At 40.4% G+C, this 24,749-nt stretch carries 25 protein-coding genes and 1 pseudogene; 8 read left to right on the top strand and 18 right to left on the bottom strand.

Going from position 1 to position 24,749, the window contains the following annotated elements; genetic code table 11:
- Positions 1–14: 14 nt before the first annotated feature.
- The 18 genes and pseudogenes from FYJ53_RS11175 to FYJ53_RS21150 all read right to left on the bottom strand — a co-directional run bounded on the left by FYJ53_RS11175 (position 15) and on the right by FYJ53_RS21150 (position 16,769).
- On the bottom strand, positions 15–2,174 hold the full coding sequence (locus tag FYJ53_RS11175) for a DNA cytosine methyltransferase (protein ID WP_046058026.1): 2,160 nt from the start codon (positions 2,172–2,174) through the stop codon (positions 15–17).
- Positions 2,167–3,408 carry a site-specific DNA-methyltransferase gene (locus FYJ53_RS11180; protein ID WP_046058025.1) on the bottom strand — a complete coding sequence of 414 codons (1,242 nt, stop codon included), beginning with the start codon at positions 3,406–3,408 and terminating at the stop codon, positions 2,167–2,169. Before FYJ53_RS11180 ends, FYJ53_RS11175 begins: the two co-directional genes overlap by 8 nt.
- On the bottom strand, positions 3,389–4,564 hold the full coding sequence (gene metK, locus FYJ53_RS11185; protein ID WP_074097860.1) for a methionine adenosyltransferase: 1,176 nt from the start codon (positions 4,562–4,564) through the stop codon (positions 3,389–3,391). The genes FYJ53_RS11180 and metK overlap by 20 nt, the downstream gene beginning before the upstream one ends.
- 17 nt (positions 4,565–4,581) lie before the next feature.
- Positions 4,582–5,133, bottom strand: a complete 552-nt coding sequence (locus FYJ53_RS11190; RefSeq protein ID WP_046058023.1) for a P27 family phage terminase small subunit — start codon at positions 5,131–5,133, stop codon at positions 4,582–4,584.
- A 110-nt stretch (positions 5,134–5,243) separates the two neighbouring features.
- A pseudogene (locus FYJ53_RS11195) lies at positions 5,244–5,603 on the bottom strand (HNH endonuclease).
- A gap of 120 nt (positions 5,604–5,723) precedes the next feature.
- A complete protein-coding gene (locus FYJ53_RS11200) occupies positions 5,724–6,182 on the bottom strand; it encodes a hypothetical protein (protein ID WP_058085650.1) in 459 nt (152 codons plus the stop codon).
- A gap of 4 nt (positions 6,183–6,186) precedes the next feature.
- Entirely contained in the window at positions 6,187–7,536 is a 1,350-nt protein-coding gene (locus tag FYJ53_RS11205; RefSeq protein WP_058085651.1) for a DEAD/DEAH box helicase, read from the bottom strand.
- On the bottom strand, positions 7,517–7,798 hold the full coding sequence (locus tag FYJ53_RS11210; RefSeq protein ID WP_058085652.1) for a VRR-NUC domain-containing protein: 282 nt from the start codon (positions 7,796–7,798) through the stop codon (positions 7,517–7,519). The genes FYJ53_RS11205 and FYJ53_RS11210 overlap by 20 nt, the downstream gene beginning before the upstream one ends.
- Before the next feature lie 257 nt (positions 7,799–8,055).
- Positions 8,056–10,401, bottom strand: coding sequence for a virulence-associated E family protein (locus FYJ53_RS11215; RefSeq protein ID WP_154557340.1), 2,346 nt, complete (start codon positions 10,399–10,401; stop codon positions 8,056–8,058).
- Complete coding sequence (locus tag FYJ53_RS11220; protein WP_009052904.1) at positions 10,398–10,817, bottom strand: DUF4406 domain-containing protein; 420 nt, start codon at positions 10,815–10,817, stop codon at positions 10,398–10,400. The genes FYJ53_RS11215 and FYJ53_RS11220 overlap by 4 nt, the downstream gene beginning before the upstream one ends.
- A 3-nt stretch (positions 10,818–10,820) precedes the next feature.
- Positions 10,821–11,612: a phage antirepressor gene (locus FYJ53_RS11225; protein WP_009052905.1), complete on the bottom strand. Its 792-nt coding sequence runs from the start codon at positions 11,610–11,612 to the stop codon at positions 10,821–10,823.
- Between the two features lie 86 nt (positions 11,613–11,698).
- Entirely contained in the window at positions 11,699–13,633 is a 1,935-nt protein-coding gene (locus FYJ53_RS11230; RefSeq protein ID WP_154557341.1) for a DNA polymerase, read from the bottom strand.
- On the bottom strand, positions 13,630–14,190 hold the full coding sequence (locus FYJ53_RS11235; RefSeq protein WP_154557342.1) for a DUF2815 family protein: 561 nt from the start codon (positions 14,188–14,190) through the stop codon (positions 13,630–13,632). Before FYJ53_RS11235 ends, FYJ53_RS11230 begins: the two co-directional genes overlap by 4 nt.
- A 4-nt stretch (positions 14,191–14,194) precedes the next feature.
- Positions 14,195–15,322, bottom strand: coding sequence for a DUF2800 domain-containing protein (locus FYJ53_RS11240; protein WP_154557343.1), 1,128 nt, complete (start codon positions 15,320–15,322; stop codon positions 14,195–14,197).
- Positions 15,319–15,636 (bottom strand): hypothetical protein, encoded by a 318-nt coding sequence (locus tag FYJ53_RS11245; protein WP_058085658.1) that lies wholly within the window; start codon positions 15,634–15,636, stop codon positions 15,319–15,321. The genes FYJ53_RS11240 and FYJ53_RS11245 overlap by 4 nt, the downstream gene beginning before the upstream one ends.
- A complete protein-coding gene (locus FYJ53_RS11250; RefSeq protein WP_032507254.1) occupies positions 15,629–15,838 on the bottom strand; it encodes a hypothetical protein in 210 nt (69 codons plus the stop codon). The genes FYJ53_RS11245 and FYJ53_RS11250 overlap by 8 nt, the downstream gene beginning before the upstream one ends.
- Before the next feature lie 117 nt (positions 15,839–15,955).
- On the bottom strand, positions 15,956–16,450 hold the full coding sequence (locus FYJ53_RS11255; RefSeq protein WP_033860819.1) for an RNA polymerase sigma factor: 495 nt from the start codon (positions 16,448–16,450) through the stop codon (positions 15,956–15,958).
- 169 nt (positions 16,451–16,619) lie between these two features.
- Positions 16,620–16,769, bottom strand: a complete 150-nt coding sequence (locus tag FYJ53_RS21150; protein ID WP_165475739.1) for a hypothetical protein — start codon at positions 16,767–16,769, stop codon at positions 16,620–16,622.
- A gap of 250 nt (positions 16,770–17,019) precedes the next feature.
- Between FYJ53_RS21150 and FYJ53_RS11260 the strand changes: the two genes are divergently transcribed.
- The 8 genes from FYJ53_RS11260 to FYJ53_RS11290 are packed head-to-tail and all read left to right on the top strand — an operon-like array spanning position 17,020 to position 24,729.
- Positions 17,020–18,174, top strand: a complete 1,155-nt coding sequence (locus tag FYJ53_RS11260; RefSeq protein ID WP_058085659.1) for an ABC-three component system protein — start codon at positions 17,020–17,022, stop codon at positions 18,172–18,174.
- Complete coding sequence (locus tag FYJ53_RS21860; RefSeq protein ID WP_058085660.1) at positions 18,158–18,385, top strand: ABC-three component system middle component 7; 228 nt, start codon at positions 18,158–18,160, stop codon at positions 18,383–18,385. The genes FYJ53_RS11260 and FYJ53_RS21860 overlap by 17 nt, the downstream gene beginning before the upstream one ends.
- The gene (locus FYJ53_RS11265) at positions 18,375–20,027 is read left to right on the top strand and encodes a DUF2326 domain-containing protein (protein WP_058085661.1); all 1,653 of its coding nucleotides are present in this window, start codon (positions 18,375–18,377) and stop codon (positions 20,025–20,027) included. The genes FYJ53_RS21860 and FYJ53_RS11265 overlap by 11 nt, the downstream gene beginning before the upstream one ends.
- Positions 20,027–20,239 carry a helix-turn-helix transcriptional regulator gene (locus FYJ53_RS11270; RefSeq protein ID WP_058085662.1) on the top strand — a complete coding sequence of 71 codons (213 nt, stop codon included), beginning with the start codon at positions 20,027–20,029 and terminating at the stop codon, positions 20,237–20,239. Before FYJ53_RS11265 ends, FYJ53_RS11270 begins: the two co-directional genes overlap by 1 nt.
- Positions 20,240–20,280: 41 nt before the next feature.
- Entirely contained in the window at positions 20,281–22,107 is a 1,827-nt protein-coding gene (locus FYJ53_RS11275) for a class I SAM-dependent DNA methyltransferase (protein ID WP_154557363.1), read from the top strand.
- A gap of 4 nt (positions 22,108–22,111) precedes the next feature.
- A complete protein-coding gene (locus FYJ53_RS11280) occupies positions 22,112–23,494 on the top strand; it encodes a restriction endonuclease subunit S (RefSeq protein ID WP_137699132.1) in 1,383 nt (460 codons plus the stop codon).
- Between the two features lies 1 nt (position 23,495).
- On the top strand, positions 23,496–23,957 hold the full coding sequence (locus FYJ53_RS11285) for a TFIIB-type zinc ribbon-containing protein (protein WP_137699133.1): 462 nt from the start codon (positions 23,496–23,498) through the stop codon (positions 23,955–23,957).
- The gene (locus FYJ53_RS11290) at positions 23,944–24,729 is read left to right on the top strand and encodes a hypothetical protein (protein ID WP_198963675.1); all 786 of its coding nucleotides are present in this window, start codon (positions 23,944–23,946) and stop codon (positions 24,727–24,729) included. The genes FYJ53_RS11285 and FYJ53_RS11290 overlap by 14 nt, the downstream gene beginning before the upstream one ends.
- Positions 24,730–24,749 lie beyond the last annotated feature (20 nt).

The raw sequence follows: 24,749 nt of genomic DNA on the forward strand, positions 1-24,749 counted from the left end.
AAAATACTGTTCCATTAATCGGCGGCATTCCTTGCAGATAACACAATGCCAGTCAGCACAAAACAGACGCATGGAAGTGCTACACCATTACCCCACATTTTGTACTCAGCTGAATCGGAATGGGGGTTGTTAAGCCATTTAATAATTTGCTTTCTTGTTTTTGGCTTGCTGCTTTTACCTATGATTTTGCGATGGGTTTCCCAAACCTCCGTCCAAAATGAAATTTCATCTTCTGTAGGATTTTCCGTACCAAGGTCATCACACCAATCATCCGGGAAGCCTTGCAATCTAGCACATTCCGTTGGTGTAAGCCTTCGGACGATAAAGTTGGGTTCAACCAATCCGTTTTGATAGCCTGGATTGGTACCATTGATAATCGCATTTGATGTACCGTCCTGCCTATAGCATTGACTTTCAGCTTTCAACTGAGGGTAAAATGATGCTGGTTGTGCCACTGCTCCAGGTCCTTTTGCCGTGAGTGTAGGTTGCTGTTCTTCATCTATAGAAGGTTTATATAGAGCGTTCTTTCCTTGATTAAAAGCTGCCCGATCAATGCCATAAGAAGGCTGAGTTACTACAGGGGCATCCTTGTAATCTCGAGACACTAACGTTGGTGCTTTATCTTCTACAACCTGTGTAAAGGATCCGGTAGTCATGGCATAGGCAACTGCGTGACGGTCAATAGTATTCAGCGTAAAAGAAACCTCTTCATCTATGCCGCTTCCTTGGGGACCATTTTTATCCTCTCTTCCAATCATCGAGCCTTGTAGAGCAACTACTACCATACCACCTTGATTACACCCTGGATTTCCTCCATTGGCATCAATGGTTCGAGAAGTATCCGCTTCATATATACCGCTATGTGGATTGCTTGACAGCATGGAGTTGCTTTTATCAGAACAGATGCCATATGCGGTAGGTACAAAAACGGTCTGGTCATTATTGCATCCAAGAGTGGCAGACTTATCATCCTGTATCAAAGCCCCCTTACCACCGCCTTCACAGCCAGAGCGGATTTTTAATGTTTTAGGTGTATTCATAATAAGAGGTACATTCCCACCGCCAGTTCCCATACGAGAGGTTAGCGTCTGTACTTTATTATCCTCCGAGAGTTTTACACGACTATCAGTTGGATGATTTTCAATAACAACAGCCGTTTGGTTATCTCCCATGTTTGCACGAAGGGATCCACTTAAATTTTCATCAGTATGGCCACCAACTCGAGAAGCAGCGCCCGGTTCAAAGGACATGACTGCACCTGGAACAACACCTGCTCGAAGGGTAGGGGAACGTTCTTCCTCATATCCTACACTTCGACTCTTGGCGCTGTGTTCGGTACAAAATCCGCTTGACTGCATGACGCAAGGCTGATGTCCGTGTTCCTCCGCTCGAAGTGTTGCGGTAATATCCTCCGAAACAGACATCACTTTCCCGCCTTGGTCATTTAAACAAGTTATGCTATCGCCTGTTTTTCCAGTGCTGTTTTTAGCATTTCCGGCAGTTCTTTGCCACGGGCTGCCGCTCGGCGTAAAATTCCTTGGCATGCCTTCGGACTCAAATAGTATTTCTCCGGCACATCTGTCTGCAAAATCTGCGACAAGGTAGATTCTACGACGACGCTGGGGGACTCCGAAATATTGCGCATCGATAGTTCGGTAAGCCACACTCCATCCGTCTCCCATATAGATGTCAGCGTATGGCCATCGTCCTTTTTCAGGTAAAGGCACTGAGGTGTTCGGCTCTTTGACACCGATGACCGCTTCGAGGACTGCCCTAAAGTCCTCCCCTTTATTTGACGAGAATGCGCCGGGGACATTTTCCCAGACTGCATACCTTGGATATTGTCCATTGGTCTTACACCTCATTTCCTTGATAATTCGGATTGCTTCATAAAAAAGGACGGATTGTTCTCCGTCCAGACCAGCTCTTTTACCCGCCACACTCATATCGGTGCAGGGCGAACCAAATGTTATAATATCTACAGGCGGAAGCACCGCACCGTTTAGTTTGTTGATATCCCCATAATGCTTCATCTGTGGGATGCGTTTGGTCGTAACTCGTATAGGAAACGGTTCAATTTCTGAAGCCCATAACGGCTCAATGCCACAAAGCAAAGCACCTAGAGGAAAACCACCACTGCCGTCAAAAAGCGAACCGAGTGTCAATTTACTCATCTGCATTCACCTCCGGCAGGTCAAGATACCTATATTCGACACCGTTTCTTAAAAGAAACACACCATCCGAGTTTCCAACTTGTTCAATATACCTTTTCACGATGACATCACAGTACTTTTCATCCAACTCAATGGTATAGCAGATTCTATCGGTCTGCTCACAGGCAATCAGTGTACTTCCTGAACCACCGAAGGGATCAAGCACAATACAGTTACTAAGACTTGAATTCATAATGGGATATGCCACGAGTGCCACTGGTTTCATGGTTGGATGGTCACCGTTTCTCTTCGGCTTCTCAAACTCCCAGATAGTGGTCTGCTTTCTATCGGAATACCAATTGTGCTTGCCTTTCTTTTTCCACCCAAAGAGAACTGGCTCATGCTGCCACTGATAAGGGGAGCGACCGAGTACAAGAGATTGCTTTTTCCAAATACAAGTACCAGAAAGATAAAATCCTGCATCGGAGAATGCTCTTCTAAAATTGAGTCCCTCCGTGTCGGCATGAAATACATAAATAGAAGCGTCCTTTGCCATCACAGCTTCGGTATTTTGAAATGCCGCAAGCAGGAAATCATAGAACGCTTCATTAGCCATATTGTCATTTTTGATTTTTCCAGCTGTTCCTTCATAGTTGACGTTATATGGAGGGTCTGTAACGACCAAATTAGCAGCTTTCCCATCCATCAAGACATCAAAGGTCTCTTGCTTGGTGCTATCTCCACAGACAAGTCGATGCTGTCCAAGTATCCAAACATCCCCTAAATGCGAAACAGCGGGCTTTTTCAGCTCGCTGTCTACATCGAAATCATCTTCTTTTATATTATCCTTAAGGGAATCCTTGAAAAGATCGTCTAATTCTTCTGGGTCAAAACCTGTGAGAGATACATCAAAGTCTGCGGCGTTTAAGTCTGTGATGAGAAGTGCCAGTTTTTCTTTATCCCAATCGCCACTAATTTTATTTAATGCGATATTGAGAGCCTTTTCCTTTTCCTCATCCATTTCAACTACTACGCATTCTATTTCATCCATGCCCATACTCAGTAGAACTTTCAAGCGTTGATGACCCCCGATAACTCTGCCTGTGGTCTTATTCCATATAACGGGTTCTACATAGCCAAACTCCTCAAGAGAGCGTTTAAGTTTCTCATATTCTGGATCTCCTGGCTTTAAGTCCTTTCTAGGATTATAATCAGCAGGGATTAGTAGCTTCGTTTTAATCTTCTCTATTAGCATACTTTTCCACCACCTCCCTTAATTCGCTGTATCTATTAACATCCTCCCATGGGAACAGACAGCTATTAAAGTGACCATAAACCGCTGTATCAGAATAAATCACATTTCTTAGACGCAGCTTTTCAATGATAGCCGCAGGTCTTAAGTTGAAAGTCTCCTGTGCAGCCAGAGTTAATATTTCATCAGAAACAGTTCCAGTGCCAAGGGTATTTATAGTAAAGGCTACAGGATTTGCCTTACCAATGGCATAGGAAATACTCACTTCACATTTCTTGGCATACCCACACCAAACGATATGTTTCGCAATATACCGAGCCATATAAGCACCGCTTCGGTCAACTTTTGTGGGATCTTTCCCACAAAGAGCACCACCCCCATGGGATGCAAGACCGCCATAAGTATCTACCATGATTTTTCTACCGGTTAGTCCAGTATCTGCAGCGAGTCCTCCTAAAATAAACTGACCAGACGGATTGATAAGAATTTCTGTTTCATCATCAAAAGGAAAGTCCTCAAAACACTGCCACAATACATTGTTTAGAATATCCTGCTTGAGCTCTTCCTGGGTCTTATTCTTTTCATGCTGCACCGACACCACAATGGTCTTTACTCTTACTGGAGTATCATCATCATATTCAATCGTCACCTGAGCTTTTCCGTCGGGGAGAATACCTTTAATGAGCTTACCTTTTCGAGCCTCATCCAGTCTCTTTACGATTCGATGGGATAGTACAAGAGGTAAGGGAAGCATTTCTCTAGTTTCTATTGTGGCATACCCATACATGGTCCCTTGATCTCCGGCACCGACAGAACCATATTGTTCGTTTACACCATTTCGTGCTTCCAGTGCAGTATTTACACCAGCTGCAATATCAGGACTTTGATTGTGTACATATACATAAATCAAAAATTTCAAAGGATTATAACCCACTTGTTTTAATACATTCCTGACAATGTATCTGATATCGATTTTCTCGCTGCAGGAGATCTCGCCCGCCACGATAATTTTTCCTTTAGTAGCCATAACCTCACAAGCTACGCGTGAGGCCTTATCTTTTCTAAGATATGCTTCCAAAATGCTGTCAGCAATAATATCGCACAGTTTATCAGGATGCCCTGCACATACACTTTCTGCTGTTAAATATCTCTTACTCATTACACATCTCCTTATCCTTATTTGCCTCTACGGGCAGATAGCAGTCGCTCCATCACATCATCCTGTGGGTTTGTGCCTGTATACTCTGTCGCACAGTTTTCACGAACAATCTGATATATTTCCATCCAGAGCCTATTGGTCTGGCTCATAAAGTTATGACTCATGGAAACGTATGGGCTTTGGATGGCATTGCCGGTGGTTGGATGCTTAGCAAGAAAACCAAACTCAGTTATCGCTTCCTCACATTGAATCCACCTGGCAGCACTCATTGCATAGCGTTCTAATAGCTGTGGTAGAATTAGATGTGCACACCCTCGCTCCTCAAGCCATTTCCATGTGATCTTGTAGATTTCACTAGCTACCAGAGTTTTTCCGTCCTTTTGTACTGCTGAAAGCATAGCCCTTGGCTGTGGCATCTCCTGCCCTTGAAGTTCGGCGGTATTTTTAAATTCGATAATTTCCAGTTTTCTTTTGCCTGGATTACCCTCCGCAATTTTATCTATAAGTGGCTTCTTTTTCTGCCCAGAGCCAATACGAGCACCACCTCGATTTGTACCATCTTTGGCCATTTACTCACCTCTTTTCTCGTTAGGGGTTATTACCCTGTTTGAAACCGCGACTTTTTGCACGAAGCCCCACGCCCGTTGTCCGCTTAAAAGCTGTAGAGATTCGACTCCCCCTACCGGGATGGCCAACGGTCTCCATCTCTTGCTGTGATGGCTGAGTGACAAGGAGTACAAAGAGCCATCAAGTTGCTTTCATCGTGTGTTCCTCCTCGAGACAAAGGAAGGATGTGATGCACTTCAGCTGCTGGTGTCAGCTTTCCCTCTCTTTTGCACTCTTCACATAATGGATGAGCTGCAATGTAACGGTCACGTATTCTTTTCCACGCACGCCCGTAACGCTTCCTCGTCTCAGGATCTCACTGATATTTTTCATATCGTGAAGCTTCCTTTTTGGCATGCTCCGGACAAAAGCGTCCATCTGTCAGCTCAGGACAACCAGGAGAAGAACATGGTCGTTTAGGTTTCCTTGGCATTTCGCACCTCCATTTGGGCATAGAGAAAGCCCTCGCGGTTTTTCCACGAAGGCTCTCTACATTTTTTCACAATACCATTGTATTATGGATTTCTAATAAAATCGTCCACGATATTACTCATTACTTTCCATAGAGTAGTAGTGCTAAATGCTGAAGTGCGCGATTCTTCTTGTTGTAAGCTGAAGAGCGTTCAATGTTAAAACGGTCACAGATGTTGTACACTGCATCAATCTGCTTTTGTTCATCGTCCAAATAGAACTCCTTTAACACATACTGCTCATCCTCCGTTAAGGCATCCCATGCAGGTTGAAACCAGTCCATGTATTCCAGTGCTTGGCGATAGCGTTCTTTTAATACATCAATTTCATTAATGCAGGCAATGAGCCTTTTCTCTCCTGCTTTCGGATCATGGGTCGCTGGCATGCCATTTAGAACTGGAGATACAGGAGAACTCATTTCTTCGTTGAGGGTAGCAATGTCCTCATCAGTATGTTCTATGATGTATTTCATGCTGCTGTAATCTTTTAAGGCATTGATTGCCGCTGCCCTTTTATCTAAATATTGCCAGACAATGTTCATCGTATCAGACCTCCTTTAGTGTTGCTTTTACCGCATCTATCAGTGCGGCTTGGGTATTGTTTTTATCATTTAGGGCTTTCATTACACGCTCATCAATGGTGCCTTTGGCAATCAAGTGATGGATCACTACCGTTTCATTTTGTCCTTGACGCCAAAGACGGGCATTGGTTTGCTGGTAAAGCTCCAAGCTCCAAGTCAAGCCAAACCATACAAGTGTTGATCCTCCGGCTTGCAAGTTGAGGCCATGTCCTGCGGATGCTGGATGGATGACTGCAATGGGAATCTCTCCATCGTTCCATCTCTTAATAGAATCTCTAGTGGACAGTACTTCGACCTCAAAGCGCTTTTGTATTCGAGATAAATCATGCTTAAACCAATAAGCAATCAGAACAGGCTTGCCATTAGCGGCTTCGATTAAGTCTTCCAGTGCATCCAGCTTACGGTCATGTATATGAATAACTACACCTTGATCATCATAGACTGCTCCGTTTGCCATCTGCAGGAGCTTTCCTGAAAGAGCTGCTGCATTGGCAGCAGTAATTTCCTCACCTTTAACCGTTGTAATTAAATCCCGCTTCATGGTATCGAGGGTTTTCATTTCTTTTTCAGAAAGCTTCATTGGCACTTCGTTTATAACCAACTCCGGCAGCTTAAGGTAATCAGAACCTTTCATGCTGATAGTGATGTCAGATATGAGCCTATAAATTGCTTCTTCTGCTCCTGGTTTTGGTTTGTAGGAGAAGATTACTTGTTGATTACGTTTATCCGGTACAAAGTAGTCCTCTCGATATCTTCCAATAAAGCGCCCAAGCCTTTGACCCATATCCAAGAGTCGATACTCTGCCCACAAATCCATCAATCCATTGGAGGATGGTGTTCCAGTGAGCCCTACGATCCTTTTTACCTGTGGCCTGACTTTAAGCAGGCTTTTAAATCGTTTTGCTTGATGGGATTTGAAGGATGACAGCTCATCAATTACCACCATGTCAAAATCAAAGGAGATTCCACTTCTTGAAATTAACCATTCGATATTTTCTCGATTGATGATGTATACCTGAGCTCTTTTCATTAGCGCTCGTTTTCTCTGAGCCACAGTACCAACTGCTACGGTGTAGTTAAGGCCTTTTAGATGATCCCACTTTTCAATCTCTGCAGGCCATGTATCTCTGGCAACTCGAAGGGGTGCAATAACCAGAACCTTACGAACAAGAAAACTATCCAGTGTTAGATCAAAGATAGCAGATAAGGTAATAACGCTCTTGCCTAATCCCATATCTAACAGCACTGCTGCTATGGGATGGGTAAGAATATACTCAGTGGCATATATCTGATATTCATGAGGCTTGTATTTCACGAAGTATCCCTCCAATCTGTTCTATGTGATCCAGGCAGAACACCAAAAAACCAAGTGCTTCTAACTGTCTTTTTCGCTTTTCCTGTAGAGGCCGTAAAGTTTTACCTGGTGCTTTTACCTCTACAAATGCAGCTTTTCTATTAGGTAACAAAATCAATCTATCTGGCATTCCATCAAAACCTGGTGATACAATTTTTAGTGCAATGCCGCCTATATCTTTTACTGCTTTTATCAGTTTTTGTTCTATCAATTTCTCTCTCATAGTTCCTCCACGTTCCCTAAATCCAAAAAGTCTCTATACGCGCGTATATACGCGTCTGCAGGTAATTTCCTCTTTTTGTCTTTAGGATTACTTTTAATAATTATTTTTGGAACAATGGAACAGAAGTTATAAAGTAGCCTACTTTACAAAGGGCTGTCGCCTGTTCCAATGAGGTGTACCAAAAGACCGTTTTTGTTTCACCGGAACAGGGGAAATCTGTTCCTGAGAAAAAATTGTTCCATGTGTTCCAAACTAAATTATGCTTTGGGAACGTAAACCCATTGTGGTCCATAAAGCGGGATACGTTCTTTTCTCACTAGTCCCGTCCAGCCTCCGATACTTGCCATAATTGCAGATATCTCATTGCCATCCACTCGTCGAAGATTGGCTCGATCTTTTCCAAAGCACTCACACCAGATTTCCATATTAGAAACCGATTTTCGTTTCCAAACACCTACCCTTTGACTTTCACCAAACTCAGTCCCGTTGATATAGGCTCGACGTTCATATAAATCCATAGTGTCCCAGTCTTCTGGTAAGAGCATATCTAGGTATTCACGTACCAAACCTTCACGCTCATCTGATTCCATAGCTTCCCGCTGTTCTTCTTTTGCAAGTTTCTCAAGACTGGTATCAAGGTACAATTTTTCTCCAGCTTTCACATAGGTAAGAGCCTCAGCCCATATCTGCAGAATTTCATCATGCTTTAGTTGCCAAGACTTTTTTGTACCATTTCCTGGAGTTTTTACCGGCCAGAAACGACGGTTTCCTGTGGTGTCCCGCAAATAGCCTTTCTCAGCATTGGTGGTTCCGAAAAAGATACATTGTCTTAAGTGCGGAGTAGCTCTCCTGCCAAAGCTGGCACGATAAATGTCATTTTGGCGAGACAAGAAACTTCGAAGTGTTTCAACTTCAGCTTTTTTAAGTCCGGCTAGTTCTCCAATTTCTAAAATCCAGTAACCCTGAAGTTTTTCCGCCGCAGTCTTGTCCTTGGTATCCGACAAGTTCAAGCTATCTGAAAACCAGTCTCCACCTAACTTAGCAATGAGAGTGCTTTTTCCAACCCCCTGTGGCCCATTTAAAACCAACATGGAATCAAACTTGATGCCTGGAGTCAGTACACGAGAAATCGCTGCACATAAAGTTTTTCTTGTCACAGCTCGAACATATGGATTATCTGATGCACCTAGATAATCGATTAGCAAGGTATCTACTCTAGCTACCTTATCCCACTCAGGAAGAGCCTCAATAAATTCCCGAATCGGATGATAAGATCTATCGTCAGCGACCTTCGCTACCGCTACATCATAGTTTCTTGCAGAAAAGGTTCCGTAGTGGGTGTCAATGTAGCTGATTAGCTGTGCATCATCTGCATCTCTCCAGAACTTCGATGGATGCGGCCAAGGAACATCACCTTTAATTTCGAGACTATCAGATAGCTGATTAAACACTATGCTTTTTAGGTTGGGATCATTTTCAAGTATCAAAATCAAATTTCTAAGAGTATTTTTAACCGTTCCTGTCTTATCAATCTCCAGCTGCTTTTCCCAATCTTCATCAATAAACTCTTTTTCAGCCTGAGCCTTTCGTTCTTCAGCAAACTGCTCTTTTACCCGTTCATCCTCTAATGCCAAATCTGTCATGGCTCTAAATGAAGGTAGTTTACTTGGCGGTGTATTTTCTGTCACCTTTTCATCTAGTTCCCGAAACTTATGCACTCGGACCAAATCAAATGCGTTTAGCAACATTCCACATGCTGGATCGGTAGCATGATGGCTATAAGCAAATTTACCATCATAGATTACCAAGCCTGCTGAAGAATCTGCTGGAATATAATCAAATCGTCCATTCATGGTACTAGGTTCATATACATCAGGTAGAAATTCTTCGATGGCTTCTTCAATGTTATAGGCTCTGCAAAATGCTCCTATAACCCCTTCTTTAATTAATGGATCTGCTTGTTTAGTTATTTTCCTTTGTACAACCTCAGATTGTCGACTTGAGACTGGCCACATTGAAGTGTCCCGCCAGTCTACATATTTTGATAGATAGATATCTGGGTCCAATAGTTCACCGTCTTTCTCTTTAAATACAAACTCTCCATCTGACGGTGTAGAAGGCCAATACATTAGTCTTGAAGGTTCATAAGTGGTGTCATCGAATAAATCAATCCCAATCTCCTTTGCAACCATCCGACCAAGGGCTGGGTATTCATCCTCTGTTACTTCTCTTTTAAGTGGAATAATAAGTCTTAATCTTGGTGCATCTGGTGTATGTTTATGGGTAGAATAGATGCAGCATTTGAAATCATGTAACGCATCAATTTGCTCCCAAACCTCTGGTTTGGCATAATCCATATCTAAAGTCAGAAGGGAACGGGAGAGGACATAACCATTTCTGCGTTTTCCTTCACGAAGGGCTCCTCCCACAAATCCTCCTACATCTTTTATTGAGTCCTGTTGAGCGCGACTCATTTTCCGAAATTCAGATACCGTTTCTGTTGTTCGTATGGTAGATTTAACTCGTGAGATAAAGTCCTCCCATGTGATATCTTTGTTCTTCCACTTTTTATCCATTCGGCTGTTACCAACCGCTATCTTCATAGCTTCTGCACCTCCTCGCAGTTTTCAGAAAAATACCGGATAGGTATACGATGCTTCGATGCTTTATTTATCTCTGCTTGCATCCCTTTTGAGATATAGCGACCAAATACCCACAGCTCATCACACTTTCTAAGCCATACCATGCCAAAGTATAGTCCTAGTTTTCTTTGTTCAGGATCGCCATCATCTAGCACTTGAGGGTATAGCAGATGAGGAGCAAAAGGAATGGTTCCTTGCTTCACTGCAAACTTCAGGTATTCTCTAGCTTTATTCAGATTTTTTTCTATGTCTCCAGCAAAAGGAGAACAAATAAAAACGCAAGGTTTATAGTTTTTTGCTTTTTCTTCACGCATGATATTTTCCAAGGCTTCTGCTGCAGTTGGATCTGGATAGCCTTCAGCGTTATATCTATCCATAAGTTACATCTCCTCGAATTCGGACTCTTGTTCAATCAATGGTAAAATGCCATGATCCTTAAGAAGCTCATAAATGAACAAGCGTCCTTTCTGAGTCCAGTAAGTATGAACCTTTGAATGCATCGTCCCATCATTTCCAAGGTAAGTATGGGTTTTTGTCGTCGTATATCCATGTTGAGCGTACTTTTGATATAGAAGCCAAATCTTCCCTTGACGGAATTGAACACCTAAATTATGCAGATACTCATTAAACCAGCGCCCTGACTTTCCATAGTCCTTGGCTATTGTTGTGATAGACACCGCATCCTTACAGTTAAGTACCACATCGTAATAACTTGCTTTAGGTTTCATTTCTGCAATTTGCTGTTCTTGAATGCTAATGGTAGTAGTTAACTCAGCATTTTTAGCTCTTTCCGCTTTAAGCTCCTGTAGTGCCTGAATCAAAAAGTCTGGATTAGCAAGTAACTCATCTGTAGCATAAAGGCCATGCCTTCTGATTGAAGGAAGCACCTCATGGGTTACCCAGCGCTTAAACTTTTTAGCTTCTGGCTTTCGAGAAACCAATATCACGCTATAAAGACCACTTTCATTGATAATAGATACTTCCTGTTTTCCTCCAGGGGTGTCGATAATATCGACTCCCTTTTCATCACTGTCCAAACGAGCCATAACATCACGACTGTTTCCAATGTCTAGTACCGAACATACATCTTTTAGAACCCACCAAGGATTTCCATCCTTCATTACTGTTCTTACTGTGTTGCCTTCATAGTTGAATAAAGTTATTTTGTTCATATCGAACCTCCAGCATATAGTTGTAGAGCGATAAAACATGCCCTCAGCTATAAGCAAAAAAAGAGGAGGCTTCGAACCCCCTCAGATTAATCTTTTTTATAAAAATCGCATTCAAATCCATCCGCACGAAGTAGAAGCCCATGCGCCCAAGGCGGTACCTGACCCATAAGAACACAGACGTCTTGTACGCATATTTCTAAAGGAACCTCTAAAACTACCTCGTCATGGACATGCATGACAATATTTAGTCCTGATTCATCCAGATTTCGCATGGAATGGCAAAGAAGATCTCTTGAAATGGCCTGCACGATGTTCTCAACAAACTTCGGACCATAACTTTCAATGCGCTCCCACTTCTTTGTGGTACCAACGCCTTCATACGTCACTGCTTCACTGCCGAATCTGTTAATCCCCATCCTTGGTTTGACATAGGTAAGCTGTCTCCCGGATGGTAACCATATCAACAGCATTCCACTGCGATATTCAAAACGGATACGATGAGTTTCTGTTCTACATCTTTCTTTTACAGCTTTTTTAACTGCTCTATCGACATCCCACCAAAGCCTAACAATGTTTGGATTCGCATTTCGCCATGCATAGACCAAAGGTTTTAATTCTTCTTCGGTAAGACCCATATCAAGTGCTCCCATTGCTTTTAACGCACCAACTGATCCACCATAACCCAAGGCCAACTCCGCAATTTTTCCTTTTTGTCTGAGTAGACTACCTTTTGTGACTTCTTCCAAGGGGACCCTAAACATCTGGGAAGCGGATGCTTCGTAAATCTTGCCATGAGTAGCAAACACTTCATTTCTCCATGTCTCGCTTGCAATCCAAGCAATAACTCTAGCCTCTATTGCACTAAAGTCAGCAACGATAAACTTATATCCTTTCTTTGGCACAAAAGCGGTTCGAATTAATTCAGACAAAACTCCCGGAATAGAGTCATACAATATTTCCAAGGCATCAAAATGCCCACCTCTAACCAAGCGACGTGCCTGTTCCAGATCCGACAAATGGTTCTGAGGGAGATTTTGAACTTGTATAAGCCTTCCTGCAAATCTACCGGTTCGATTAGCACCGTAGAATTGTAGTAGTCCCCGAGCTCTTCCGTCAGTGCATACAGCATTTTCCATAGCGGTGTATTTCTTTACACTGGACTTTGCTAGCAGTTGCCTCAGTTCCAGCACTTCACTCAGGTGATCTGGAGCTTCCTTTAATAGTGCCTTAACCGCCGCCTTATCAAGACTATCCGTTTCCAGACCATTTTCTGATAGCCAGGATTTCATTTGAACAACTGAATTAGGATTATCAAGATCAGTTAGGTCTTTTAGTCTGCTTGTTAGCTCTTCTCTTACTTTTTCATCACATTGAATCGCTTTTTTTACCAATTCCAAATCCAACTGAATACCTCGATCATTGATTTGCTGATCTAGAATATAGTTATTCCATTCCTCTTCAGGCATAGGAAATTTCTGAAGCTTTTCCTGTATAGAAAGTTCAACTTCAACGTCTCGTAGATTATATGCTTTGAAACTCTCCCATTTTTCAAAAGAATGCTCCGGTAGATTGCGAGTTCGACCTCCATTAGACTGAGTCGCTTTGCATGGAACAGAGAAATATCGGATGAGCTCCTTACCCTCAGTCAGCTTTTTCTTATCTGCTCCTGTTACGATTGCTGCCCCTTCCAGAGATAGAGGAAGTCCTAGGTAAGCAGACCATACCATCGTACAACGCCATGAAGCAGGCTCAAGCCAGACACCGAAATAACGAGACAAGCAGATTCGTTCAAATTGAGCATTAAATGCCCACTTTATAATCTGGCTATCTAGAACTGCATTCTGGATTTCTTGTGGGATCTTTTCACCACATGCCAAATCAACTACCTGTACAGGACCACCATCCACACTGTAGCCAAAAAGTAGGATTTCAAAATCCGGTGCTTCAGCGTAACGATAGACCCCGCTTTTGGCGAGGTCTACGCTACTATATGTTTCTATATCTATGCTGAGGGTTCTCATGATAAAAAGTCGTCATCCACGTCAGTGGAAAAGTCATCAGCTGCATTGGTTCTACCGCCCAGAGGCTCACCATCGCGGATTTTTTGAATGTTTCCAAGACCACACGCTATACCCTTATTTCCATTGGAGTTAAAGGCGTAGAAGTTGATACTCACTCTTGCATAGACACCGGAGTACACTTCTGAACGATCAAGGATTGGATTGACGTTTCTGTCTACAATTTGTGGAGCAGTATTGCTGTTTGCATTTATAAAATAGCTGTTGGCATAAGCCTCATCATCCGGACGATCAATGTCGCCATCACGCAGAGGGAGCTTGAGAACTGCTTGATTGGGAAGCTTGCCACCAAATTTACCTTTGCCTTCCTCAATAGCAGCATTAACTGCTTCGTTGATAGCACTTAAGGTTTTAGTATCGCTCTTAGGGATAATCAGGCTCACACTGTATTTTTCAGCACCGCCATTGATGGATTTAGGTTCCCAGACATTGGCATAAGAGAGTCGTACCACTCCTGTGATTACTTTCGTTGGATTTGTTCTTTTTGCTGTTTTTGACATAGTTTTATACCTCCATAAAATCATTTTTTGCTGATGATGTGTTCATTTCAGGACGCTTGTCGGAAACTGGTACTAGCGTCGGTTTGCCTGGTGGCTTCATAATTAGTCCACCAAGGACTTCATTAAATTTTGTCTTGCCCATCAATTTCTCCATTTCAGTAATAGTGATGAGACTTTGCTTGTATATGTCGCGATAACCTGCATTTTTTGCTGCTTCTGCGACCGCTTCTTCATCTTTATATTTACGGTTGGAACGGCCTTCGACTACTTTAAAGCCGGGCCACTTCTTTCCATGATTAACTGCTGCATCTGTGGCATAGGCTATAATCTCATTTGCCCAGCTGGTGAGATCACCGATAGAAGATAGAATGTCAGCAATTTCTTCATCTGATAAAAGTGGCGGTAGTGCAAACTCAAATGTAGCCAGTTTCATTTTTGCTTCTGCTCTTGCTCTACATTTCACTGCTGCTCGACAAAATTGACACCATTCTCCAGGGCAGTAGTTTCCGTCACCAGCGAAGGCCAGTTCAGCTTTAGGCTTCAAAACTTCTTCAGCCCACTGATACAAGCTTTCTTTTGAGACTATGGACGTGCTGGCATTTTCTCGACGGGGCTGATAGATTGTCATTGAAACCATCTCGATGTCATAAATACCATCAAAGAGATCCAGTGCACCAAGGGCATATAGTTTCATTTGAGGATTGTCCTCTGCGCTGACTAAGACACCCTGACCATACTTAAAATCAATAATATGAAGAGTTCCATCAGCTATAATTACACAATCCCCGGTCCCAAAGCCATCAGGCACATACTTTGAAAAATCAAGCCGCTGTTCTATCAAGATCAGGGGATCACTACAGGCCTGCTTGGCTTGCTCAATCACTTCAAGCACAAACTCCACGTAACCATCAGTATAATTGTCCATCTCATCTGAGTCATATGGAGAAACCGGCTTTTTTGATCTCATCTTAAGCGCTTTGCGGAGCTTGTGCTCACTTAACGCATGGGCAGCTGTGCCTTCAGCCGCAGCTTCACCGCTGTTGTCGTCAAACTCCAACTCCAACCTCGCTGATGGTGTGCAGTTTAACCACCTATGGGCTCCAGATGCAGAGAGAATTGCATGTTTACTCATTTCAATCCCTCCGCATCGGCAAGAAGTGCAGCATACTTGCTTGGATCAATCTGGCTGAGTTTTGATGCACCATACTTTTCTAGAAGTGCTCTTACTTCAGCTGTAAATCCGTCATGGCTTTTTTCCGCAAGTACCGCCCTTACTTCTTCTAAGGTGAGCTGCTTTTCTTCAGATTGTTTTTCAGGCTTTGGTTGCTCTGGCTTTGTAATCTCATGAGGCCCATTACTTGCTATTGCATCAGCTACAGCCTGAACACTATCTGCCAGAGCTCTAAGATCTGACACCACATCGAGAAGGAGCTTAATCTTACTCATGACCCACACCTCCTTCCTTGATTTCCTTTATTTCTACCGTCTCAACTGAGTCACCGGGAGTAATTACAAGCAGACTGACTTTCTTTCCAAATAGGAAATCAAGCATTCTCGCTCGGATTGTCTTCCGACTGCTTTGAATTACTGAGCTTCTTTCGCCACCGGGCCTTGCCACATTGATTGTGACTTTGTGTTTAAGGTTCATATTCCATCTCCTTTCTGGGGGCGATTTATCTGCCCCTCACCGATAAGCGAAAAAGAGAGTTCTTTCGAACCCCCTTTTCAGAAAAGATTTTTTTATAAAGGGTTCTTGCGAACCCAATTAGGATAGAATTTTTCTAAGTCTTTCTTGAAGCTTCTTAAGGCGACCACGAATAGCCGCTTCTGTAACACCTTCTTCTGTTGCAATATCAGTGTTGGATCGTTTTTCAAGGTATACTTTTTTGAAGAGTTCTTTTTGTTGTGGTAAAAGACACTCCATTGCCTTGGTTAACTTGTCCAGCATATCTTGATGTTCAGCCTCATCTTCTGCTTGTATAATTAGCTGTTCTGGATTCGCAGTATCATCTGCAAGATACTTATTGCGGTCATTTGCCGCTTCCTCTTCGCCATCATGATAAGCATCCAGATGTGTTGTCACTCGATAATCGTACCGGCGCTGCTCGTCCACTTCGTCATCATCCATAGTATGTAAAAGCTCGATATCAGCTTCGGTGACTCCATCTTCACCTGGGGTAATCACAATCTTTGTTCCTTCAGCAGTGTAATAAATGTAGTTAGTTCTCTTCTTTTTACTTGTTTTGTACGCTCTTTTCATAATTTGACTCCTTTGGTTTTCAAAATTTGGCTTTGAAAAATCCGCAGGAGCCGGTTTTCTTTTATCCGCAGAGCAGAAAAAAAGACGGGCAGGAAACACTTTCAAAGTGTTCATCCTGTCCGTCTAGCGGCTCTGCGGATTATTTCGTATAATTGCTTGATCACAATTCTTAAATTGCCTCAGAGTTAATAACTTTCATGGTGCCATCTTCCATGAACTGAATAACTGTCTTAAACCCTCTCTGAACAATTTCAACTATTTTATTTGAAGCATCTGCTCGACAAACTGTCTTACCATTACCATTCTTAATCACTTCCATGCCCTCACCTCCGTTTCACTTAATAAAGATAATTTGTTTTTATTCGCGCAGTATATTGATGCGTTCGCAAATATAAAATTGAAATTTGCGAAAATACGTGATATAATTGTAAAAAGTTGTGTACATTACAGATGGACTGTACAGTGTCAACTTCCTTTGAAACAATTGTAGTAAAAATAAAAAAACCATCTCTAACAGATGGGTACAGATGGATACAACCGGATACAAAGCATGAAGGAGGTAATTTCTATTGATATTGACATTTAGCGAATTCGCACAAATCCTGATGCCCATATTAGGTTCTGGGGCAAATACTGCAGAATTTACTAAAGAGTTGTTCTCTAATATCACTACTTTTCCAGATGATATGGATGGAGATTACAACCCTATTCATGACGTTACAAGTTCAGCTCTAAAAAGCTATTTTAATGGCACTAGGCCTATTTCATCTATGGCGAAAAAAATTAATAAATACATAGATATAGATAAGTTTGAGAACTATATTAATTCGGCAAATGAAGACGCTCAAAGCTCCTTAGGTAGTAAACTTTCGGAGTATTTTCCAGACATTAATGCGTTCAATACGCCTGAAAAGTGCGCTAAAATTTTCAAAGATATTCTTATTGAAAGTGCAACATCAGGAAAAAGCAAAAAAGCCACTTCTACATCAAGTAAAAGTGGCCAATTAATAAGTGTTGACGTGCTAAAAAACGAGTTTGGTCTACGTCTAATTTTAGAGTCAAATGGTATTTGCCCCAACGATAATTGCTATCAACCTCTGTATGTTACGAGCAACAATGGTAAGACAGCAGCTAATTACGAAATTGCTCAAATCGATCCAAAATTGAAACCTGATAGCTATGAAAACCTTATTGCTTTGTGTCCAAAATGTAAAAATAAGTATTTGTTATCTCCAAGTCAAGATGATATTAAACGCATGGCAGATATTAAAAGACATCTTATGCTAGAAGCTAATGCTATTGAAGCTTTGGCTGATTCAAAGATAGAAGAGGGCGTAAATAGAGTTTTAAGAAAAATAAGCACCACTCCATTCACAGAATTGATTCCTTTAAACTACGATCCAGTTGAAGTAAAAAGAAAGATTAAGAGAGACAATGTCCCTCTTTTTATCAAAATTCAAAGCAGTGTTAATATCTACTATCTTTATGTTGAGAATTTATTTCAACAGTTGAGTAAAGAAGGTCAATTACGGTTTGAGCCATTCTCCATGCAAGTGAAATTAAATTACTGGAATCTACGTGATCAGGGTTTATCACAATCTGATATCTATTATAAATTAGTTGATTGGCTTGCTAAAAACACAAATGAAAGTAAAGAACCGTGCGAAGTGATTATTTCATATTTCGTACAGAAGTGCGAGGTGTTCGATGTTATTGCCGAATAAAATTTTCACATATAACGAAAGTATATTGTCTAAATTCCCTTTTGTCCTTAAAGAACTGTCAATTTCTCCACAATCAGTAATAACTCTTTACATGAAGATGCGGCCTCTGATATCTGATGTGGGCGAATATATAGAAATCCTCGATTCTCTTTATGCATTACAGAAGATTGAATACGACGAAGATCGAGAGGTGTTGATATATGTTAGTTGAAATACATTGTGATGAATTTATGTCCTATGGAAAGCCCCGAAAACCTATCATTTTCCATGAAGGACTTAATACTGTGCTCGGCGGCCAATCAGCAGATAATTCTATTGGTAAATCTACGTTCCTTCTAATCATAGATTATGTTTTTGGAGGCGATACTTACAAGTATTCAGATGCTGCACACAAACTGAAAAACCACTTTATTAAATTTGCTTTTAAGTTTGATAATCAACACTATTATTTTTGTAGAGATATTGTTAACAGTGAGGAGGTTTCTGTTTGCGATAAAAACTATAATATTCAAAAAACTATACCACTTCAGGAGTTTAAAGATTTTCTATTTTCAAAATACAATATTAATCTTCCTCATGTTACTTTTAGAGATGTTGTCGGGCGCTATTTCAGAATTTACGGTAAAGATAATCATTCTGAGAAAAAGCCTCTCCACTCAACCAGCTCAGAACCAGCTGAAAAGGCAATCACTGCTTTAGAAAAACTTTTTAATGTTTTTGATAGAATTCAAGAATATAAAACGGTTGAGTCAATGAAGAAAGATAAGTTTGCAACATTTAAAAAGGCAAGGAAATTTGAGCTTTTGCCCTTCTCAATTACAACAAAACGTCAGTATAAAGAAAATGAAAAGGAAATTGCAAGATTACGGGAAGCTTTAGTTAATCTCACAGAACAAATAGACAAAGATTTATCACATGATGATCTAGTCCATGCGGAAGAAGCGTCAGCCATAAAAGCTGAAATAACCTCTATTAAGAGGCAGAGAAGCAGACTATTATCTCAACTTAAAGTTGTAACAAAAAACTTGAGTGGCGAACGCGTTATATCTGAAAGCGATATAGTTGAATTAGCGCAATTCTTTCCAGAGGCGGATATAAGAAAAATTAAAGATATTAACAGATTTCATGGTAAGATGCAGCAAATATTAAGCGACGAAATGACTGAAGAGGCGGAAAGATTGCGGGTATTAATTGAGTCTACTGAAATAGAAATATCTAGACTTGAAGATGATTTACGGAAACTTGGTATTCCTGCGAATCTTTCAAAACGTTTTTTAGAAAATTATTCAGAAATAGAACGAAAAATCAATATGCTGGAAGCACAAAATAGTGCCTATATTAATTCAACTAATCTAAAGGAGGAGGTAAAAATAGCCTCTGAAAATCTTAGAATAGCCCAAGAAAAAGAACTGCGTTTTATAGAGAGCGAAATTAATGAGCAGATGGTCCGTTTCAATGATTTTATTTATGATGAAACCCGTAAGGCTCCTGTTATTGATTTAGATAATGGAAAGAGATATGAATTTTACACTCCTGATGATACCGGTACGGGGACTTCATTTAAAAGCCTTATTATTTTTGACTTGAGCATTCTTAAATTAACTCCACTACCTGCTATTGCTCACGATTCTCTAATTTTTAAAAACATAGGTGATGCTCCGATTGACAAGATAATGGAGTTGTACATGCAAAGTAAAAAACAGATTTTCATCTCTCTTGATAAAGATGGTGCTTACTCTGAAAAAACAAGGTCTATACTTAACAAAACAGCCGTATTGCATCTTAATGAAGGCGGCGATGAATTATTTGGTCGCTCTTGGAACAAAAAAGATGCGACCCAAGGAGGCTTATAATGTATATAAGTTATAACAAACTATGGAAGCTGTTAATTGACAAAAATATGAATAAGCAAGATCTAAAAAAACTTAGCGGTGTTAGTTCTGCCTCTATTGCAAAACTAGGTAAAGGCGAAAACATCACTACAGATGTATTAGTTAAAATCTGTAAAGCACTTGATTGTGATATCACAGATATTATGGAGTTAATTCACGAAGAGAAGAAATGAAATATTCAACAAAAAAGAAATATGGAAAGGAAGCGTTTTATATGGATAACCAAACGTATAATTCAATAGTAAACTTTATATGGGGAATAGCCGACGATTGTCTGCGAGACGTATATGTACGAGGAAAATATAGAGATGTAATCCTGCCTATGACAGTAATCCGCAGATTAGATGCTGTATTAGAGGAAACTAAACCTGCTGTTCTTGAAATGAAAAAGAAACTAGACGAGGCAGGTATCACCAATCAAACTGCTGCACTATGCAATGCTGCTGGACAGTCATTTTGCAACAGTTCACCTTTTTGCTTGCGCGATTTAACCTCTAGAGCAAAGAAACAAACTTTAAAAGCAGATTTTATTGCCTATTTGGATGGCTTCTCTCCTAATGTTCAAGAGATATTAGATAAATTCAAATTCCGCAACCAGATAGACACTATGATCGATGCAGATATACTTGGTGCTGTTATCGAAAAATTTGTATCACCTACAATCAATTTAAGTCCCAACCCGGTTTATAAAGATGATGAAAAGAAGGAAATTCGTCTGCCTGGTCTTGATAACCATACCATGGGGGTAATATTTGAAGAACTTATTCGCCGCTTTAATGAAGAAAACAATGAAGAGGCCGGAGAACACTTTACCCCTCGTGATATTGTCGAATTAATGGCTGATCTTATTTTTGTACCAGTAGCGGATAAAATTAAGGATGCAACTTACTCATGCTATGATGGGGCTTGCGGCACAGGTGGTATGCTTACCGTAGCCCAAGACCGCCTGATGGAGCTTGCTGAAAAAGCTGGCAAGAAAGTATCTATTCATCTTTTTGGCCAGGAAATAAATCCAGAAACGTATGCTATAGCTAAGTCTGATTTATTATTACAAGGCCAAGGAGATCAGGCGGACCATATTGGGTTTGGTTCCACCCTCTCTAACGACCAATTTCCTACCTACCAGTTCGACTTCATGCTAAGTAATCCACCGTATGGTAAATCATGGAAAGTTGATGCGGATAAGCTCGGTGGCAAGAAAGATATTATGGACAGTCGTTTTGTGACCAACTTTGCTGATGATCCTAATTTCAGTATGATTCCAAGAACAAGTGACGGACAGTTACTTTTCCTACTCAACAATGTTGCAAAAATGAAGAAAACTACCGAGTTAGGTAGCCGTATCGCAGAAGTGCATAATGGTTCCTCCTTATTTACAGGTGATGCCGGACAAGGTGAAAGTAATGCCCGACGCTATATGATAGAGAACGACCTTGTAGAAGCGATTATTGCGCTACCAGAAAATATGTTCTATAACACAGGAATTGGCACTTTTATTTGGATTCTTTCTAACAATAAAGCTGAACACAGAAAGGGTAAGATTCAACTTATAGATGCTACTTCTTTAAAGTCGCCTCTTCGTAAAAACCTTGGGAAAAAGAACTGTGAGTTCACTTCTGAGATTAGGCGCCAGATTTTGGATTTATATATGGCTTTTGAGGAAAATGAGTATAGCAAAATTTTTGATAACAACGAGTTTGGTTATTGGAAAGTAACTGTTCTTCGCCCTGCATACAACGAAGATGGCACTATTCAAAAAGATAAAAAAGGAAAACCTGTTGTCAATAAAGAGCTAACAGATACAGAACAAATACCTTTTACCTATGAAGGTGGCATCGAAGCTTTCTTTGAAAAAGAAGTAAAACCCTTTGCTCCTGATGCATGGATTGATGAGAAAAAAACAAAGATCGGTTATGAAATTAGTTTTACAAAATATTTCTATAAACCGATTCAGCTAAGAACACTAGAAGAAATAACAGCAGATATTCGTTCACTCGAAGAAGAGACAGACGGATTACTTGCTGAGATTATAGGGGGTTGAGAGAATGTTGAAACCCTATGCGAAATATAAAGAAACACCTGCTCTATGGCTTAATAGTATCCCAGACCACTGGGAATCTCATAAAATACGTGAACTTTTTGTGGAAAGAAGTGAAAAAGTATCAGATAAGGATTATTCACCTCTTTCTGTAAGTAAAGCTGGGGTTGTCCCTCAAATTGCTACTGTTGCAAAAACAAATAATGGTGATAATCGTAAACTTGTTAGAAAAGGAGATTTTGTAATAAATAGTCGTTCGGATAGAAGAGGTTCCAGCGGCATATCCAATTATGATGGTTCTGTTTCACTAATTAACATAGTGTTAAAGCCACGCTCTTTTGTTAATGGTCGATATATGCATTATCTGCTTAAAAGCCATTATTTTATCGAAGAGTTTTACAGAAATGGTCGAGGAATTGTTGCTGACCTGTGGACAACTAGATATACAGAAATGAAATCTATATATCTGCCAGTTCCAAGCATTGAGGAACAAGACCAGATCGTGCGTTTTCTTGACTGGAAGCTTGCTAAAATCAATAAACTAATTCGAGCAAAGAAAAAGCAGATTGCATTATTAAATGAACAGAAGCAGGTTATTATCAATAACGCACTTACAAAGGGGCTAGATTCCCACGCTAAGTTGAAGGAAAGTGGAATTTCCGGGCTAGGGAGTATTCCATCCTCGTGGAGTGTTAAACCCTTAAAATATTGGGCTAAAAGCAATTTACAATCACTTAACTCGTCAACTGAAGCAGATTTTGAATTTGATTATTTAGATATTAGTTCTGTCGGTTTTGGCTATGTTAAACAAGAACCCGTACATTATAGATTTGATGAAGCTCCTTCACGAGCAAGAAGAATTGTAAAGTATGGAGATACTATTATTTCAACAGTTAGAACTTATCTTCGTTCTATGTGTTTTATTGATCATGATATAGAGCATTGTATTGTTTCCACTGGCTTTTCTGTTCTATCACCTATCAAAGAAACAGTATTGCCAGAAATATTATCTTATGCATTGAGCTCCGATTACTTTGTTAATGAGGTAATAAAAAATTCAATAGGTGTTTCTTATCCTGCAATAAACGATAAAAAGTTATTAAGCTTAAAAGTTGCTCTCCCCTCAACAATAGAAGAACAACTACAGCTTTATAATGAAATTAAATCAAAAACAACTCTATTAGATAAAGGAATTTTATCAATCAAACACCAAGTTACTCGTTTAGAGGAATATCGTACCCGCCTTATTTCCGATGTGGTAACGGGAAAAGTCGATTTACGTGATATCGAAATACCTGAATATGAAGCCGACTCTGATGAAACTATCGACGATGAAATTGATGATAATCTCGTCTTAGATGAAGAAGACGGAGAAATGGAGGTGGAATAACATGAGCGACGATTTTCATATGGAAATATCTATACCAGCAGATAACGATGGATATATACTTTTGCAATGCCCCAACTGTGGTACTTTCTTCAAAGCTACTCCTTCTGATATTGAGGACGATGGCGTACTTGAACTTTTTTGTCCAAGTTGTGGCCTTGTAGGAGAAGACTACATTACAGAGGATGTATTAGAGTTGGCTATGGCAATGGCGCAAAACAAGGCGATGGACATGATCCACGAAGAATTTAAAAAAATGGAGCGTCAATTTAGGAAAGGACCTGTTACTTTTAAGGCTGGAAAACGTCCCAAGCATGAGCCTGAAAATCCAGTTCGTTCTGGCATTGAAGCTCTAGAAATCGTATCATTTCCGTGTTGCAAGCGCACTGCCAAAGTAAAGCCTATTCTAAGTATGACCGGGTGCTACTGCCCGTTTTGTGGGGTGAAAAATTATGAAGTTGAATAGAGCAGACTTAAGAAAAATCATGTATGATTTCAACAGTATTTCTAGTCGTCTTCTACAAGCTGATTTCAACGACTATACAAATGTGCTATCAAAATTTATTGCATTTATTAAAAATACACCTATTATTATTGATTACATTATAGCTTGTGGAGTTTGTGATCAAGACTTGAAACAAGAGTTTGACGAAGTTAGTCGTTCTTACGGAAGATGTATTTTTTCTCTTGGAGATACAGATGAAGAAGAGATTCGAAATGTCTTTGCAATCTTAAACTATATTGCTGAAAATAACATCGAAATACATCTAGGCGTTGCCTTTGGATATTCGTCTTCAAAAAAATATCAAGACAAAATCAAAGGATTCAACGACCGAGTTGTTATGGTATTAATTCACCATATAGAAAGATACTTAACCAAGATAGGAATTGATATGGGAGTTGATGAAAAAATTATTTATTCAATTACAGTACAAAATGGACAAGTCAATATTGCCAACGACAATGCTTCCATTTCAGCAACCAATACAGTGGGCATTGATACTACCCAACTTGAAAAGTTGATACAAGCAGTGAGAAAAACTGCTGATGGTTTATCAAACGAAGATGCTGAAATTTTGAATAGCAATTTAGAAGTTATAGAAGAAGAAATAAAATCTGAAAACCCTAGAAAAGGTTTTATAAAAACTGCAGTTTCCGGATTGAAAATGCTAAAAGGAACCGCTGAGTTTGCTGCGGCAATTACGGCGCTAATTCAATTTATTAATCCATTGTTATAACAAGAACGGAGGTGGAATAA

The organism is Eubacterium sp. BL-380-WT-2B (genome assembly GCF_009696115.1).
Classification (GTDB): domain Bacteria; phylum Bacillota; class Clostridia; order Eubacteriales; family Eubacteriaceae; genus Eubacterium; species Eubacterium callanderi.

What these genes read in the sequence shown, in the direction of transcription:
- FYJ53_RS11230 (WP_154557341.1), bottom strand. Translation starts at nt 13,633, where the DNA reads ATGAGAACCCTCAGCATAGATATAGAAACATATAGTAGCGTAGACCTC.
- FYJ53_RS11250 (WP_032507254.1), bottom strand. Translation starts at nt 15,838, where the DNA reads ATGAACCTTAAACACAAAGTCACAATCAATGTGGCAAGGCCCGGTGGC.
- FYJ53_RS21150 (WP_165475739.1), bottom strand. Translation starts at nt 16,769, where the DNA reads ATGGAAGTGATTAAGAATGGTAATGGTAAGACAGTTTGTCGAGCAGAT.
- metK (WP_074097860.1), bottom strand. Translation starts at nt 4,564, where the DNA reads ATGAGTAAGAGATATTTAACAGCAGAAAGTGTATGTGCAGGGCATCCT.
- FYJ53_RS21860 (WP_058085660.1), top strand. Translation starts at nt 18,158, where the DNA reads ATGTTATTGCCGAATAAAATTTTCACATATAACGAAAGTATATTGTCT.
- FYJ53_RS11285 (WP_137699133.1), top strand. Translation starts at nt 23,496, where the DNA reads ATGAGCGACGATTTTCATATGGAAATATCTATACCAGCAGATAACGAT.
- FYJ53_RS11180 (WP_046058025.1), bottom strand. Translation starts at nt 3,408, where the DNA reads ATGCTAATAGAGAAGATTAAAACGAAGCTACTAATCCCTGCTGATTAT.
- FYJ53_RS11225 (WP_009052905.1), bottom strand. Translation starts at nt 11,612, where the DNA reads ATGAACAAAATAACTTTATTCAACTATGAAGGCAACACAGTAAGAACA.
- FYJ53_RS11220 (WP_009052904.1), bottom strand. Translation starts at nt 10,817, where the DNA reads ATGGATAGATATAACGCTGAAGGCTATCCAGATCCAACTGCAGCAGAA.
- FYJ53_RS11235 (WP_154557342.1), bottom strand. Translation starts at nt 14,190, where the DNA reads ATGTCAAAAACAGCAAAAAGAACAAATCCAACGAAAGTAATCACAGGA.
- FYJ53_RS11275 (WP_154557363.1), top strand. Translation starts at nt 20,281, where the DNA reads ATGGATAACCAAACGTATAATTCAATAGTAAACTTTATATGGGGAATA.
- FYJ53_RS11255 (WP_033860819.1), bottom strand. Translation starts at nt 16,450, where the DNA reads ATGAAAAGAGCGTACAAAACAAGTAAAAAGAAGAGAACTAACTACATT.
- FYJ53_RS11270 (WP_058085662.1), top strand. Translation starts at nt 20,027, where the DNA reads ATGTATATAAGTTATAACAAACTATGGAAGCTGTTAATTGACAAAAAT.
- FYJ53_RS11175 (WP_046058026.1), bottom strand. Translation starts at nt 2,174, where the DNA reads ATGAGTAAATTGACACTCGGTTCGCTTTTTGACGGCAGTGGTGGTTTT.
- FYJ53_RS11245 (WP_058085658.1), bottom strand. Translation starts at nt 15,636, where the DNA reads ATGAGTAAGATTAAGCTCCTTCTCGATGTGGTGTCAGATCTTAGAGCT.
- FYJ53_RS11240 (WP_154557343.1), bottom strand. Translation starts at nt 15,322, where the DNA reads ATGAGTAAACATGCAATTCTCTCTGCATCTGGAGCCCATAGGTGGTTA.
- FYJ53_RS11210 (WP_058085652.1), bottom strand. Translation starts at nt 7,798, where the DNA reads ATGAGAGAGAAATTGATAGAACAAAAACTGATAAAAGCAGTAAAAGAT.
- FYJ53_RS11215 (WP_154557340.1), bottom strand. Translation starts at nt 10,401, where the DNA reads ATGAAGATAGCGGTTGGTAACAGCCGAATGGATAAAAAGTGGAAGAAC.
- FYJ53_RS11280 (WP_137699132.1), top strand. Translation starts at nt 22,112, where the DNA reads ATGTTGAAACCCTATGCGAAATATAAAGAAACACCTGCTCTATGGCTT.
- FYJ53_RS11290 (WP_198963675.1), top strand. Translation starts at nt 23,944, where the DNA reads ATGAAGTTGAATAGAGCAGACTTAAGAAAAATCATGTATGATTTCAAC.
- FYJ53_RS11200 (WP_058085650.1), bottom strand. Translation starts at nt 6,182, where the DNA reads ATGAACATTGTCTGGCAATATTTAGATAAAAGGGCAGCGGCAATCAAT.
- FYJ53_RS11265 (WP_058085661.1), top strand. Translation starts at nt 18,375, where the DNA reads ATGTTAGTTGAAATACATTGTGATGAATTTATGTCCTATGGAAAGCCC.
- FYJ53_RS11190 (WP_046058023.1), bottom strand. Translation starts at nt 5,133, where the DNA reads ATGGCCAAAGATGGTACAAATCGAGGTGGTGCTCGTATTGGCTCTGGG.